This window comes from Bacillus sp. Bvel1, from assembly GCF_014872755.1.
Lineage (GTDB): Bacteria > Bacillota > Bacilli > Bacillales > Bacillaceae > Bacillus > Bacillus velezensis.
Map to the genome: position 1 here is coordinate 315,148 of NZ_JAAOBZ010000006.1, position 14,965 is coordinate 330,112.

The following is a 14,965-nucleotide window of genomic DNA, read 5'->3' on the forward strand; positions in this document are numbered from 1 at the left end:
TCCACTCCTTATCGGCGGCTTCGGTAGAGTTCTATAAAATCCTGAATAAGATCACGGAGCAAAAGGGTTGTCATCAAGTGGTCCTGGCCGTGAACGAAAATAAACCCTAATTCCATGTCCTTGCCGTCAGCTTCTTCAGCTAACATTTTCGTTTGCGCATTGTGGGCGAGGGTTAAATTTTCATCGGCGCTTTTCAATGCTGCTTCCGTGTTTTCGAAGTTTCCGGCACGGACTTCTTTCAGGACTTTCAATAAAGTGCTCCTGGCGTCGCCGGCATAGGCGACGATTTCAAAACCGAGCATCTGCAATTCTTCCTTTGTCATGAAAAAAACCTCCTAAAGACGGCACACATGATGAAAAGAGATTCTTTTCATCATGTATGATCGTTAAATGATTGTTTTTGTTTCACTTACAAGTTTGTACCAGTAGGCCGATTCTTTCGGATACCGTTTTTGGGTGTCGAAGTCGACGTAAAAAAGACCGTAACGTTTGTTGTAGCCGTTGGTCCATGAAAATAAATCCATTAAGGACCATAAGAAGTACCCCTTTACATTGACTCCGTCGGTAATCGCTTTACTGACGGCTTCTAAATATACTTTTAAATAGTCGATTCTTGCCTTATCCATAATGATGCCGTCTTCAAACTCATCTTTATAGCCCATGCCGTTTTCGGTAATGTAAATTTTGTTATATTGCGGATAGTCCCGTTTGATGCGCATCAGCATGTCATACATGCCTTCAGGGTAAATGAGCCAGTCCCAATCGGTCCGCTTCAGGCCTTCTTTGTAAATTCGTTCGCCGATTCCTTTTACTTTATAGACCGAAGTGCCCTTATCGCCCGTTCCGTTATGGTGAATAACGGTTTCTCCGTCGTACGCTTTGACGAAATGGCATTGATAATGATTGATGCCGAGATAATCATTGCGCGTTGAGGCTTTTTTCATCACGTCAAAGTCACTGTCTGAAAACTCGTATGAAGCGCCGTTTGCCTCACAGATTTCATCCAGAGCACGCATGGTTTCCTCAGAATAATAGCCAAGGTAGGTGGCATCGAGGAGGAATCTCACTGATAACGCGTCATCCAGAAAACAGGCGTGGCGGTCTTCTTCTGTGCCGCTGGCGGGATATTTTGTTTCCAATGAGTGGACGACCCCGATTTCTCCCGGATAACCGCCGTCTTTAAAAAGGTTGACGGTCATCGCATGCGCTACCATCATGTGATGGAGGCATTGAATGACTTTTGTGATATCACTTTTAACAGATGGCGGGAAAACCCCGAGTAAATACTGGTTGGTGGCTGTGGGATAAATTTCGTTAAACGTGCTCCAATATCTGATTTCGCTGAATTCTTTAAAGCAAAACTCCGCATAGCTGACGAACGCTTCTATTGCAGCGCGGTTGAGGAAATCTCCCTGATCAAATAATCCTTTCGGTGTATCGAAATGATGCAGCGTGACAAAAGGGGTGACGTTGCGTTTATGGCACTCTGAGAAAATACGATGATAGTAATCAACACCTTCCTGATTGATTTTGCCCGTGCCGTCAGGGAAAATTCTCGTCCAGGCTATAGAAAGGCGGATGCCGTTTATTCCGAATTTTTCACATAGTTTAATATCTTCCGGAAACTGGCGGTAAAAATCACTTGCCGGATCAGGGCTGAATCTTCCCTGTTTTTCAAGAAATTCATCCCAGGCCACAGGCCCTTTGCCGCCTTCTTTTGTGGCGCCTTCCGCTTGATATGCCGCAGTCGCCCCGCCGAAAATAAAGTCATGAGGTAATTTGAGCATTACTGAATCCTCCTTCGCCAATGTGTGAATTGGAGTTTGTTAATGTTTGTAATTGTTATCTTTTGTTTAATAGTAAACGCATACATTTTTGTTGTCAATAGCTTCATAAAGAAATAACATCTGTGTTTATAGAGGTTATATAAGTTTTTCGTTGTTTTACATGTTGATTATGTTGTTTGTTAATGTTTATTTTTGTTGACCGGATTGCCGCAGTATGTTAGATTGTGTGTAAAGTTGAGGGGATGATTGAACATGTTAAAAAAAGAGCGACTTTTAAAAATCATCGATATCGTAAACTCGCGGGGGTTTATTACGGTGAGTGATATTATCGATGAACTGGAAGTTTCTGATATGACAGTGAGAAGAGATCTGGACGAGCTGGATAAGGCCGGAAAAATCGTACGTATTCACGGAGGCGCACAGAGCATATCTTATTCCATTGATCACGAATTATCGCATAATGAAAAACTCGGTGTTCAAATGGAGGAGAAGGGGAAGATCGCGGAACTCGCAGCTTCCTATGTAAATGACGGCGATACCGTTTTTTTAGGGCCCGGCACGACGATTGAACTTTTAGCGAAACACCTGCTGCATAAGCGAATCAGGATTATCACAAACAACTATCCCGTATTTGATATTTTGAAACATGGCGACACTGCGGATACCATCCTGATTGGAGGCGACTTCCGAAAAAATACCGGTGCCTTCGTCGGCCCCATCGTGAACGGCAATCTGCAGAAATTCAATTTTACGAAGGCTTTCATCAGCGCCAACGGCATACATAATGATGAGATTTCTTCTTACAGCATTGAAGAAGGGGAAGCTCACCAAATCGCGCTGAATAATTCGCGGACGAAATTTTTGCTGGCGGATAATAAAAAATTCAACCGGGAAGATTTTTACGTGTTCTATAACTTGCACGATATGGACTATCTGATTACGGATGATAAAGTCATGAAAGATGTTCAAATTCATTACGAGCAATATGTAGATGTCAAAATCGCAAAAAAATAAAAAAGGCGGGCGGTTCGATGAAAGGGGTTATTTTTGATTTCAACGGCACGATGTTTCAAGATTCGCATCTGCACGAAAAAGCATGGTTTTTCATGGTGAAAAAATACGCGCCGAAAACCATTTCTGATGATGACATTTTCGTTAACATTCACGGGAGAACAAACAGTGAAATCCTGACGTATTTTATTTCCGGCGATTTAACAAATGAAGAAATCAAGAAGCTGTCTTTTGAAAAAGAAGCTTACTACAGAGAATTATGCCTTGAAAACAAAGATGAATTAAAGCTGACGAAGGGACTGACCGGCGTATTGAATCATCTGAAAAAATCTGAAACGCCGATGACCATCGCCACGGCTACGGTAAAGGAAAATGTCGAGTTTTACTTTGACGTCTTTCACTTGGATCAGTGGTTTGATTTTGACAAAGTCACGTTTGATGACGGGAGCTTCCCCGGAAAACCGGCGCCGGATATTTTTCTCATCGCATCGGAAAAGTTAGGCCTCAGACCTGAAGAATGCTTGGTCATTGAAGATGCCTTTTCGGGGCTCACGGCGGCGAAAAAAGCAGGTGCGGGCAAGATTATGGCCATTGACCCGCACGGAAAAAACCGCGCGCTATTTGAAGAAAAACAGCTGGCGGGTGACGGGATACTGACAGATTTCACCTCGTTTTTTGAGGTGATTGCCGGACATTCTGTTTGAGAGATGCAGTTGGATTGAGAGTGCTTTATGTAAGATCTTTTGATGCTATACCCGAAAATTAGGATGTTAAAAAACGCTCCCTATTCATATATGCAACAGAAACCGAAGTTTTTGATGGGGTATTCTTTAGTTGGCGGTCAAACTAAAGAAGTGGTTCAAGGACATAACAGAAGGAGTGCTAAATGAATATATTTAGAATAAGAATCTGATTTGGATAGGTGGAATCGCAAAAAAATTTAGGAGCTTTGCAAAACATTTCAACAGCTGTTCTTAATAAAAGGGTTTACAGTGTTGAAGGTAGAAAAAGTCCTATTTAGCAAGCCCTCTTTTTTAAAAAGAGGGCTTTTTTTATGAGGTGCTTATTCTTTTTCAGTTGCGCTTTTGTTTTTGTATAATGATTTTCTCATTGAAGGCGGCATTTTTTGCATCCGAAAGGTGTTCGCCTTAATTGAAATATTGGCTGAATTTATAGATTCGCAGAGATAAGGGAGTCGTAAAAGATATGCCGTTTGCGGATTTCAGCCTGTCTTTTGAGAAGGATCATTCTTCAATGACGCTTATTTCCCCCGTACCGAAAAAAAGTGAAACACGTTCTCCTCGCTTTTCATAGGTTTTGATAAGTCCTTCCTGCCCTTTAAGTTTCCAGCCTTTTTCGGCTATTTCCAATTGGTATAAACCGCTCGGACCTTCTTCTTCTTTTGCGAAACGGTATGTATAGTTTGAAACGTATTTTCCTCTTTCATATTCCTTTGTTTTAGTGTGCATAGCGAATAATGGCACCGGGAAATCAGGGTGAGAAACAGCTGCTTTATATCCTCCCAAAATAAATAAGCTAAATAACAATAATATAAAAAACCACAGAATATATTTCATAAAACCTCCTTATGTCAATTAGTCGGTGCATTTTAAAAAAAGATACACCGCATGATTGGGTTATAAAAGCGGGTAAGAAGATAAGGAAAGGAGAGAGACGGATGGAACTTGATTTTGTGATTCGTCTGGCGGTTGCGGGTCTGCTTGGGGCTCTTATTGGATTGGAGAGAGAATTCAGGGCGAAGGAAGCCGGTTTGAGGACGCATTTTTTAGTGGCCGTCGGCAGCGCCTTGATGATGATCGTTTCCAAATACGGCTTTTTTGATTTGTTATCCAACAGCCATACGTCCTTTGATCCGAGCCGGGTGGCGGCGCAGGTCGTCAGCGGCGTCGGATTTTTAGGAGCCGGCACGATTATTTTGCAGCGGCATGTCGTGCGGGGGCTTACGACGGCCGCGGGGATTTGGGCTACGTCGGGGATCGGGCTGACGATCGGGGCAGGTATGTATGTCATCGGCATCAGCGGCACGATTTTGGCGTTAATCGGGCTTGAACTGTTAAATTTTCTGTTTAAACCGGCGGCGCATTCTTTGTCTGTCAGTTTCAGGATTGAAGAGAAAGCCGTCATGCATGATATTTTAACTTCTCTTGAGGAAAAAGGAATTCTGATTACGTCCTATGAATTGAATAAGGCGGTGCTTGAAGTGAAGGGAAGGGTGAAAAGCAAAAGCGGGAAAGCAGCGGTAATGGAGAAAGTTCAAGCCCTCCCGTATATCCTGTCGGTCAAAGTTGAATAGCAGACAGGGGAAGCCTCCTGTCTGCAGTCATTTCTTTTCAAACATTAATACCAAGGATAGAACGGGATATACGGCCGCGGATAGTATGGGTATGGTCTGGGGTAATAATAAGGCGGCCGCGGATAGTATGGATATGGTCTGGGGTAATAATAAGGCGGCCGCGGATAATGATATGGCACCCGTTCGTGGCTCTCGGCTGTGTATTCATGATCGAAAGGATCGTACAAGAGGAAAACCTCCTTTTCAAATGTTGGTTCCGTTTACCTTATTCCTGTATGCCCGGTACGGTGTATGTACAATGGGCAAAAAAAAGACGCCGGTTATCATCCGGCATCTTTTTTACACTTTCACATCAATTGAATGTCCGGCAGTCGGGTGCTGGGACGGCAGCATTTTCACTGTTTCTTCCGCCGCAGTCTGTGCATGCTGCAGGACCGTTTTTGTTAAAGCGATATTTACATTCTGCGCCAGAGATGCCTGATGCATTGCGATTGATAACGCAGGGATATCCATAGCTTCCACCTCCTTATCCCTTCATATCGGCGGCGTGCTCCGATTATGAAGAGGGCTGGCGGTTTCTTTTTACGGCCCATTCTAAAAGTGCGGCAGCGCATACCCCGAGGGTATAGGCGAAAATGTCACTCCAGACAAATTGCCAGCCGAGGATCAGCCCGCCGAGCGTGCTGCTTCTGACCGCGTCAATCCACGGCGCGTGATACAGCTGGCTGCATTCAATCAGACAGCAAAACGAGAGGCTCAAAATTGCGGCTGTTTCCGTCCGGATGTGCCGAAATAAAAGCCCGAATCCTGTAAAAATCATGGCCGCCCACAAGGCATCTCCTAAATAAGCGTTTATGATGCCGGGTAATAGGGCGGTGATGTATGCGGTTCTGGACAGCAAACCGAGGGCGATGATAAAAACGGTACATATTCCGTATGTCAATGGATGTCTATTCACTTCACACTGTTCCCCTTTTTTTGTACTCCCATGTATTGTAAGGAACGACGGAGAAGCTGTCTATGAAAAAAACGGCCCGGGAGGCCGCTTTTTTGCGTTATCTGGCTTTTAGGTTGACATGATCTGCTCTTTGATCACTGCCGATGACGAAGCGGAGCTCATACTGCCCCGTATGGTAGACGTAATCTGTTTCGCCCGTTTCTGGCACTGTCAGGATTTTGTCAGCGCTGCCGATTTGTTTGCTTAAGACGTCAGGTGTGACGCTGCCGAGGTTTAAGCGCCGCTCGACCCCCGTTCCGAAATAGCGTATTTCCGAGATTTTTCCGTTTTTATGATAGGAAAATCCATACCCGGGGTTTCCCATGTTCCAGCTGTATAAATCAAATGGATTGCGGCTGTCTGCTTTTTGTTCCGGCTCGCCGATTTTATTGTAAACGTCCTGTCTTGTGCTTTGGTTGATTTTCAGGCCTTTCACATTTTGCGGCATTTCCCCTTTAAATGCCGATTGGTAAAGGCTGTTCACCAGTTCTTGTGCACGCTGGTTTTCCGTTTTTGAAGCGGCTGCGGCATGGACGGGCTGTGTATCCGAAAATGCTTCTGCTCCGAAAGCGCATCCCGTGAGCATCACTGCCGATAATCCCGTGACGAGTGTTTTTTTCTTCAACATGTGAACGCCTCCTTTTTACCGCTCATACCCGTATGTTTCCTGAGATAAACGAGATGTTTTAGTGAAAGGCCGGTTGGGAATCATAGAGGATGTATAGAGGGGTACAGAAAGGGGAAAGAAAATGGCTGATACAAAGAAAGTTACAATCAATGGGGTTGAAATGGAAGCGCCGGACGGCCAAACCGTTTTGCAGCTTTTGAACAATAGTTCAATTGACGTGCCGCACGTGTGTTATCACCCGAGTCTCGGGCCGATTGAAACGTGCGATACCTGTATCGTCAATGTTAACGGGGAACTGGTGCGTTCGTGTTCCGCGCAAATAAAGGACGGAGATGTCATTGATACGCTTTCGTCCGATGTAAAAAAAGCGCAGGTTATCGGCATGGACAACATTTTGCACAACCATGAATTGTACTGTACGGTCTGTGATTACAACAATGGGAGCTGCGAAATACATAATACCGTAAAGGAAATGAAAATCAATCATCAAAGCATTCCGTTCGATCAAAAACCGTATCCTAAAGATGAATCAAATCCGTTTTACCGATATGATCCCGATCAGTGCATTTTGTGCGGACGCTGCGTCGAAGCCTGTCAGGACGTACAGGTAACCGAAACGTTAAGCATTGATTGGGAGCGGAAACGCCCGCGGGTCATTTGGGATCAGGATGTGCCGATCAATGAATCATCATGTGTTTCCTGCGGACATTGTTCGACGGTATGTCCGTGCAATGCCATGATGGAAAAAGGCATGGAAGGCGAAGCTGGGTATTTAACAGGCATTAACCAAGAGACGCTTCGGCCGATGATTGATATCACAAAAGGCGTCGAAACCGGATACGGATCAATTTTAGCCATATCGGATATGGAATCGGCCATGCGGGATGAAAGAATCAAGAAAACGAAAACCGTATGCACATACTGCGGTGTCGGCTGCAGTTTTGATATATGGACGAAAGGAAGAGACATTTTAAAGGTCGAGCCTCAGGCTGAGGCGCCCGCAAATGGAATTTCGACGTGTGTGAAAGGGAAATTCGGCTGGGATTTCGTCAATAGTGAAAAGCGCCTTACCAAACCGCTTATCCGGGAAGGAGACTCGTTTCGGGAGGCGGAATGGGATGAAGCGCTGCAGCTGATCGCTGATAAATTTACCGATATAAAAGAACATTTCGGCCCGGACGCGCTTGCTTTTATCACATCTTCCAAATGCACGAATGAAGAATCATACGTGATGCAGAAGCTTGCAAGAGCCGTTATCGGAACAAATAATGTCGACAACTGCTCACGCTACTGCCAGTCTCCCGCCACGGCCGGATTGTTCAGAACGGTCGGATACGGCGGTGATTCAGGGTCGATTACAGATATAGAAAAAGCTGAGCTCGTGCTGATTATCGGTTCAAATACATCTGAGTCTCACCCCGTCCTGTCCACACGCATTAAACGTTCTCATAAGCTGCACGGACAGAAGCTCGTCGTTGCTGACTTGCGAAAACATGAAATGGCCGAGCGCTCCGACGTGTTTTTCCAGCCGCGTGCCGGATCAGATATTGTCTGGCTGAATGCCGTATCGAAATATCTGCTTGATCACGATTTGGCGGATACTGCATTTCTGAAGGAGAGAGTGAACGGATTAGATGAATTCGTGAAAAGCCTTGAACCTTATACGATGGAATATGCGGAAAAACATACCGGTGTGGACAAGGATACCTTAATTAAAGTGGCCCGGATGATTCATGAAGCCAAAAGCGTATGCGCACTGTGGGCGATGGGGGTCACCCAGCATATCGGAGGAAGTGATACGAGCACGGCCATTTCCAACATGCTTCTTGTGACCGGAAATTACGGCAAGCCCGGCGCAGGCTCATATCCGCTTCGGGGCCATAATAACGTGCAGGGAGCCAGTGATTTCGGCAGTATGCCTGACAGCTTCCCCGGCTATGAAAAAGTAACGGATGAAAAAGCCCGCAAAAAGTATGAACAGGGCTGGGGAACAGACCTGCCGAAAGAAATCGGAATGACAAATCATGAAATGATCGAGGGCATCCACTCGGGAAAACTGAAGTGTATGTATGTAAAAGGGGAAGAAATGGGGCTTGTCGACTCCAATATCAACCATGTTCATGCCGCATTTGAAAAGCTTGATTTCTTCGTTGTGCAGGATATTTTTCTCTCGCGGACGGCCGAGTTCGCCGATGTGGTGCTCCCGGCAAGCCCGAGCCTTGAAAAAGAAGGGACGTTTACGAATACGGAACGGAGGGTGCAGCGCCTTTACGAAGTGTTTGAACCGCTGGGCGATTCAAAGCCTGATTGGCAGATCATTACGGACATCGCCAACCGGCTGGGCGCTGATTGGCGCTATGAACATCCGGCAGACATTATGGAAGAAGCGGCAATGCTTTCGCCGCTCTACGCAGGCGTCACTTACGAACGTATCGAAGGCTACAATTCACTGCAATGGCCGGTAGCAGCGGACGGAACCGATTCACCGCTTTTATTTACGGACAAGTTTCCGTTTTCAGACGGCAAAGCGATTCTATATCCCGTTCAGTGGACCGAGCCGAAAGAATTTGATGAAGAATATGATATCCATGTGAATAACGGGCGGCTGCTCGAGCATTTTCACGAAGGGAATCTGACTTACCGATCAAAAGGAATATCCGAAAAAACACCGAGTGTGTTCCTTGAGGTCTCTCCCGAACTCGCCGAAGAAAGAGGGCTGGAAGACGGAACGCTTGTCCGTCTGACATCACCGTACGGAAATGTGAAAGTCAAATGCGTCATCACAGACAGGGTAAAAGGCAAACAAGTCTATCTCCCGATGAACGATTCAAAAGACGCTGCCATTAACCTTTTGACAAGCAGCTATGCGGATAAGGATACCGATACACCGGCATATAAAGAAACATCAGCGAAGATGGAGATTTTGAAAAAAGAAGGCGTTAATCCGCTTCCGAAAATCAATTTCCGTTACGGAAACCCGCAGCCGCAGATCGGTGTCCGGGTTGATCGGAAATGGGCGCGTCAAGATTATGTATTTCCGGGAGACGCCGTAAAAAGGGGGAAACAGCAGAATGGCTAAAGCAATCAGCGGCATCCGAAAACAGACCGTCACAGAAGAAGACAAACGAAAAAAGGACTTAGAAGAGATCGAGACGGCTCTTTTACGAAATAAAGACGCGATTTTGGAATCTCTGCACATTCTTCAACACATGAACGAGCGCGGCGTTTTGGCGCTTCTGCGCGGGCTCTTCGGCCAAGGAGACAAAGTGATGGATATCCTCGTGAAGAAGGCGAATACGCCGGAAACGGCCAATATGCTGAAAAATCTCCTGCTGTTAAGCGGCGTTCTCGGCATGCTCGATGTAAAACAGCTTGAGCCGTTTATCGTTAAAATCAATGCGGGCGTCACAAAGGCCGTCGAAGAAAAAGACAGCGGCAGGAAGACAGGGTATTTTGATATCGTCCGCGCTTTAAAAGACCCGGAAATCAACAAGGCCGTCACTCTGCTGTTTTCTTTCCTGAAAGGCATGGGCACTGATACGGACGATATGGAAAGAAATACGCAGCCTCCTGAAGACCAAAAGCAGCATCAGAAACCGCAGACGAATGAGTGAACATTTCTCCCGAGCCTGGCTGAAGGCTCGGGTTTTTTGTGCGCTTCTGCTGTTTTCTTGGGAGAAATTTCACCTCCGGATTCATGACTTTTGTTGTGTTATGTTAATAGTTAAGGCTATGAATAGAAAAAAATTGAAAATATGTGCTAGGATAAAATTCAAGGTACGTCAACTATTCAAATATGAAACAATCAGGAGTGATGTAACATGAGTAAGCTGAGGAGCACGAGACAAGCCATCCAAAGAACCCTGATGAAAGGAAAAAACGGCCTGGACGTATACAACCCTTTTCCTTGGTATGAAAAAATGAGACGGGAAAGCCCTATATACTTTGATGAAGAAACGAAGGTTTGGAGTGTGTTTTTATACGATGATGTCAAAAAAGTCATCAGTGATAAAGAGACGTTCTCAAGCCGCATGACTGATGTGAAAAGCTCGATTGCAAAGTCCATGCTGAATATGGACCCGCCGAAACATACCCAAATCAGATCTGCCGTCAATCGCGCTTTCACTCCCCGCGTCTTGAAGGAATGGGAGCCGAGAATTAAAGACATTACCGATCATCTCCTGAAACAGGCAAAGAACAAAGGGCGGATTGATATCGTTAAAGATCTCTCTTACCCTTTGCCGGTCATGGTGATTTCAGAATTATTAGGCGTTCCGTCCGAACGTATGGATCAGTTTAAAAAATGGTCGGACATTCTCGTCAGCATGCCGAAAGATGCGAGTCCTGAAGCGGCGGAGAAAAATCAGCAGGAACGTGACCAATGTGAGGCGGAGCTGGCGGCGTTTTTTGCGGGAATAATAGAAAGCAAACGAAAACAGCCCGGCCAAGATATTATTTCTATTTTGATAAAAGAGGAAGAAGAGGGGGAGAAGCTCACGCCAGAAGATCTGATCCCGTTTTGCAATCTGCTTTTAGTGGCGGGAAATGAAACAACGACTAATCTCATTTCAAATGCGGTTTACAGCATATTAGAGACGCCCGGCCTTTATGAAGAGCTGAGACAGGACCCTTCTCTCATCGCGCAAACAGTGGAAGAAACGCTGCGTTTTCGCGCTCCCGCTCCGTTTGTCAGAAGGACGGTCCGGCACGACACTGAACTGCGCGGCCGTCGCTTGAAAAGCGGAGAGATCGTTCTCTGCTACGTTGCATCTGCCAACCGTGATGAAAACAAATTTGAGAAGGCGGGCGTATTTGATATTCATCGCCAATCGAATCCGCACCTTTCCTTCGGATTCGGCGTACACTTCTGCTTAGGCGCTCCGCTTGCCAGACTTGAAGCGGAAGCCGCACTGAAAGGAATTGTAAAAGCCTTTTCACACCTTGAGCCCGTCCGGATTGAGCCGATCCGAAACAGTGTCATGTACGGGCTGGAGTCTTTAGAAGCCGAGATAAACGAAAATGAGGGAGAAGAAAAAAGATGAGAAAAACACACATCGCCATTATTAATGTGGCCGCTCACGGTCATGTCAATCCCACGCTGCCTGTAGCCGAGGAACTTGTCAATCGCGGGTATAAAGTGACATTCGCTACGACTGAGGAATTTGAAGCTTCCGTTGCCAAAACGGGTGCCATTCCCGTTTTATACCGCACAAGCATAAAGGCGGACCCGAAGACGATAAAAGAACGGGTAAACAAAAGTGACGCGTTTGTGATGTTTCTGGAAGAAGCGGTTGAAGTGCTTCCGCAGCTGGAAGAGCTGTACAAAGACGACCTTCCTGACATCGTCCTGTTTGATTTTTTAGCGCTTGCCGGAAAATTGTTTGCGGATAATGGCGGCATCCCGGCCGTAAAGTTCTGCCCGAGCTATGCGATGAATGAGTATTTTCAATTAGGAAGAGACGAAGAAACGATGGAAGCGGCCAAACAGGCGATAGAAGAATATCAGGAGAAAATTGAAAATGAACAAGTGAAACGGATGACAATGGAAGAATTTTTCATGCCTGAAAAATTGAATATCGTCTTTATGCCAAGGGCCTTTCAGCCGAAACAGGAAACCTTTGATGAACGATTCTGTTTTGCGGGTCCGTCTCTTGGGGAACGCACAAATACGGGAAGTCTGGAAATTGATGCAGCCGATGACCGTCCGCTTATGCTCATCTCACTGGGAACGGCGTTTAACGCCTGGCCTGAATTTTACCGGATGTGTATTGACGCGTTTCGGGACTCGGACTGGCGGGTTATTATGTCAGTCGGCACAACAATTGATCCGGAAAGTTTTTCGGATGTCCCCGATCACTTTATCATCCGCCAGCACGTTCCGCAGCTTGATGTGCTGGAGAAAGCAAAGCTGTTCGTATCTCACGGCGGGATGAACAGTACAATGGAGGCGATGAATGCGGGTGTTCCGCTCGTTGTCGTTCCGCAAATGCACGAACAAGAGGTCACCGCAAAGCGTGTGGATGAATTGGGGCTTGGCGTGCATCTGCCGCCGAAAGAAGTCACTGTGGCCCGTCTGCAAAAAGACGTTCAGAACGTATACGGCGATAAAAACATTCTCAGCCGCGTGAAAAGCATGCAGCAGAAAATAAAAGAAACCGGCGGTCCAAAACAGGCTGTTTGCGCCATTGAAGAATTTTTGAAAGAGGCGTCCGTCGAAAATTGATTAGGAAAACAGGCAGCACCGGACGGCTGCCTGTTTTGTTATATGTTTTTCTTCATGCCGCATCTCCGGCATTCCCTCAAAAATTTTCCGCCCTTCACTGAGCTTTTAAACAGCGTGTAGTCGCAATTGTCACATCGGCCGCTGTGAACATCAGGATATTCATTGAACTCATAAATGACCGAAGTATCGTATCCTTTTGTCTCGAACTCTTTTTTTGTTTCCATGATTGAAAGTCCCTCCGCGAATCAAATCGTTCTGCCCGGTTAATGATACAGCAACTGCACGGGGGATTCAACGGGAGCATAGCTTGATTTTCCCGGCTGATTGCGTAACAATAATAGAAATAAATGACGGCCTGCCATAGGGCGCCCGGCATCTGAAGGGAAGAAGAAAACAGCGATGGGAAAAGGATTGAACGGGAAACGGATTGCCATCGGCGGTTCGCGGAAAACAGAAGAGATCACAAAATTAATAGAAAAGCAGGGCGGAACGGCGGTCATCCGTTCCCTCCAAGGAACCGTATACCTGGCGGAGGATCAAATGGAACCCGACGTAAGAACATTTGCCGAGCAAAAAGCCGACTGGGTGATATTCACCACAGGCATCGGTACGGAAACGTTATTGTCGGTATCGGAAAAAATCGGTCTGAAAGAAGAATTTTTAGCGGCCGTTCATGAAGCGAAAATCGGCTGCAGAGGCTATAAAACATATGCGGCCTTAAAAAAGCTCGGCATCACGCCGCATGCCTCAGATGAAGACGGTACAACAAGAGGGCTGATCCGCTCCTTGGAACGATTTGACTTTAAAGATAAAAAAGTCATGATACAGCTTCATGGCGAAAAAGCGCCGGTTTTAACGGAGTTCCTTGAGAAAAACGGAGCGGAGGTGTTCCCTGTTCTGCCGTATCAGCATATTCCGCCTGAAAGGGAGACGGTCGACAAACTGATGGGAGAGCTGTTAAACGGAGAGGTCGATGCCGTATGTTTTACGACAGCCATTCAAGTGCGCTCTCTCTTTGATTATGCAAAAGAAAAAGGATCCGCAAAAGAATTGCAGCAGGCATTCGAAAAACATGTGCTTGCCGCCGCAGTCGGCAAAGTGACGGCTGAAGCGATCCGGGATGAAGGGGTAAAGAGGGTCCTTGCTCCGGACATTGAGCGGATGGGAGCGATGATAATTGAATTATCCCGTTACTATGAATCTCTGACCTTGTCATAAACCACCATTCAGCAGGGAAAAAAGCTTACGCTTCCCTGCTGAATTTTTTTAATTGCCAGTGTTCCGTGAAAAGGGAAGGATATGTCAAGGCGCTGAGTATGATGCATGTAAGAAGAGCGGAGGCCATCGTTGTAAAAACGATCAGCAGCTGAAAGCGCACCGCCTGTATCGGATCAGCCCCCGCTAAAATCTGCCCCGTCATCATGCCGGGAAGCTGAACGAGACCCAATGTTTTCTGGCTTTCTAGCGTCGGGATCATACTGAGTTTCATACTGGACGTCAATATCTGCCGGACGGCCTGCTTAGGCGTTCCTCCGAGAGAGAGAATCAGCTGGATTTCTTCTTTCCGCAGGTCTGCTTCCGAACTGAGCCGGCTTAAAAACAGACTTGAGAGCACCATGGAGTTTCCGATGACCATGCCGCTTATCGGAATGACATATCTTGAAGTGAACGGAATGATGTGAAGGGTCAGTAAAAGTCCCTGCGTCACGGTTTCCGCGATTGCCAGTGTCAGAAAAACGCGCCAAAATGAGCCGATCCGCATTTTTTTCCGTTTGGCGACATTGTGCGAAGCGGCCGTGAGCATGAGAAGCACCATTAATATGATAAATATCGGGTGATCACCGCGAAAAATCAGCGACAGCACATAGCCGATGATGAGAAGCTGAATGACGGCCCTGACGGTTGCGACGGTCATATCCTTTTCGACGCCGGCTTTAAAAGATTTAGACAGGAATACAGCGATAATGACAAATATACTTGTTAGTAACAGTGAAAGATCATTCAT

16 protein-coding genes and 1 pseudogene are annotated in these 14,965 nt (G+C 46.2%); 8 read left to right on the top strand and 9 right to left on the bottom strand.

What is annotated here, in order from left to right; all coding sequences use genetic code 11:
* Positions 1–8: 8 nt before the first annotated feature.
* Positions 9–323 (bottom strand): PTS sugar transporter subunit IIA, encoded by a 315-nt coding sequence (locus HAP68_RS05755; protein ID WP_007407323.1) that lies wholly within the window; start codon positions 321–323, stop codon positions 9–11.
* A 63-nt stretch (positions 324–386) separates the two neighbouring features.
* Positions 387–1,787, bottom strand: a complete 1,401-nt coding sequence (gene lacG, locus HAP68_RS05760; RefSeq protein ID WP_003154938.1) for a 6-phospho-beta-galactosidase — start codon at positions 1,785–1,787, stop codon at positions 387–389.
* A gap of 252 nt (positions 1,788–2,039) precedes the next feature.
* Here lacG and HAP68_RS05765 point away from each other — a divergent pair, with 252 nt between their 5' ends.
* Positions 2,040–2,801 carry a DeoR/GlpR family DNA-binding transcription regulator gene (locus tag HAP68_RS05765; protein WP_003154937.1) on the top strand — a complete coding sequence of 254 codons (762 nt, stop codon included), beginning with the start codon at positions 2,040–2,042 and terminating at the stop codon, positions 2,799–2,801.
* A 17-nt stretch (positions 2,802–2,818) separates the two neighbouring features.
* A complete protein-coding gene (locus tag HAP68_RS05770) occupies positions 2,819–3,502 on the top strand; it encodes an HAD family hydrolase (protein ID WP_024085175.1) in 684 nt (227 codons plus the stop codon).
* Positions 3,503–4,042: 540 nt separating this feature from the next.
* On the opposite strand, the gene HAP68_RS05775 is transcribed toward HAP68_RS05770, so the two are convergent.
* Positions 4,043–4,375 carry a hypothetical protein gene (locus HAP68_RS05775; RefSeq protein ID WP_024085176.1) on the bottom strand — a complete coding sequence of 111 codons (333 nt, stop codon included), beginning with the start codon at positions 4,373–4,375 and terminating at the stop codon, positions 4,043–4,045.
* Positions 4,376–4,476: 101 nt separating this feature from the next.
* Here HAP68_RS05775 and HAP68_RS19780 point away from each other — a divergent pair.
* Positions 4,477–4,873: pseudogene (locus HAP68_RS19780) on the top strand (MgtC/SapB family protein); the annotation flags it as partial.
* A gap of 283 nt (positions 4,874–5,156) precedes the next feature.
* Here the strand turns inward: HAP68_RS19780 and HAP68_RS19785 are convergent.
* From HAP68_RS19785 to HAP68_RS05795, 4 genes are all read right to left on the bottom strand, one after another.
* On the bottom strand, positions 5,157–5,339 hold the full coding sequence (locus HAP68_RS19785; protein ID WP_071543315.1) for a hypothetical protein: 183 nt from the start codon (positions 5,337–5,339) through the stop codon (positions 5,157–5,159).
* A 112-nt stretch (positions 5,340–5,451) separates the two neighbouring features.
* Entirely contained in the window at positions 5,452–5,625 is a 174-nt protein-coding gene (locus HAP68_RS05785) for a YjfB family protein (RefSeq protein ID WP_003154933.1), read from the bottom strand.
* 43 nt (positions 5,626–5,668) lie between these two features.
* Complete coding sequence (locus HAP68_RS05790) at positions 5,669–6,070, bottom strand: ribosomal maturation YjgA family protein (protein ID WP_014304825.1); 402 nt, start codon at positions 6,068–6,070, stop codon at positions 5,669–5,671.
* 97 nt (positions 6,071–6,167) lie between these two features.
* Positions 6,168–6,737 carry a YjgB family protein gene (locus tag HAP68_RS05795; protein ID WP_014304826.1) on the bottom strand — a complete coding sequence of 190 codons (570 nt, stop codon included), beginning with the start codon at positions 6,735–6,737 and terminating at the stop codon, positions 6,168–6,170.
* 121 nt (positions 6,738–6,858) lie between these two features.
* Between HAP68_RS05795 and fdhF the strand changes: the two genes are divergently transcribed.
* From fdhF to HAP68_RS05815, 4 genes are all read left to right on the top strand, one after another.
* Positions 6,859–9,816, top strand: a complete 2,958-nt coding sequence (gene fdhF / locus HAP68_RS05800) for a formate dehydrogenase subunit alpha (RefSeq protein WP_024085177.1) — start codon at positions 6,859–6,861, stop codon at positions 9,814–9,816.
* Positions 9,809–10,351 carry a helical membrane plugin domain-containing protein gene (locus HAP68_RS05805; RefSeq protein WP_003154925.1) on the top strand — a complete coding sequence of 181 codons (543 nt, stop codon included), beginning with the start codon at positions 9,809–9,811 and terminating at the stop codon, positions 10,349–10,351. Before fdhF ends, HAP68_RS05805 begins: the two co-directional genes overlap by 8 nt.
* 207 nt (positions 10,352–10,558) lie before the next feature.
* Positions 10,559–11,779, top strand: coding sequence for a cytochrome P450 (locus HAP68_RS05810; protein ID WP_024085178.1), 1,221 nt, complete (start codon positions 10,559–10,561; stop codon positions 11,777–11,779).
* A complete protein-coding gene (locus tag HAP68_RS05815) occupies positions 11,776–12,960 on the top strand; it encodes a macrolide family glycosyltransferase (protein WP_024085179.1) in 1,185 nt (394 codons plus the stop codon). The genes HAP68_RS05810 and HAP68_RS05815 overlap by 4 nt, the downstream gene beginning before the upstream one ends.
* A gap of 38 nt (positions 12,961–12,998) precedes the next feature.
* On the opposite strand, the gene HAP68_RS05820 is transcribed toward HAP68_RS05815, so the two are convergent.
* Entirely contained in the window at positions 12,999–13,184 is a 186-nt protein-coding gene (locus HAP68_RS05820; RefSeq protein WP_003154919.1) for a DUF8096 family protein, read from the bottom strand.
* 175 nt (positions 13,185–13,359) lie between these two features.
* Between HAP68_RS05820 and HAP68_RS05825 the strand changes: the two genes are divergently transcribed.
* Positions 13,360–14,178: a uroporphyrinogen-III synthase gene (locus tag HAP68_RS05825; RefSeq protein ID WP_003154917.1), complete on the top strand. Its 819-nt coding sequence runs from the start codon at positions 13,360–13,362 to the stop codon at positions 14,176–14,178.
* A gap of 25 nt (positions 14,179–14,203) precedes the next feature.
* Here the strand turns inward: HAP68_RS05825 and HAP68_RS05830 are convergent, their stop codons facing one another.
* Complete coding sequence (locus HAP68_RS05830) at positions 14,204–14,965, bottom strand: ABC transporter permease (RefSeq protein WP_024085180.1); 762 nt, start codon at positions 14,963–14,965, stop codon at positions 14,204–14,206.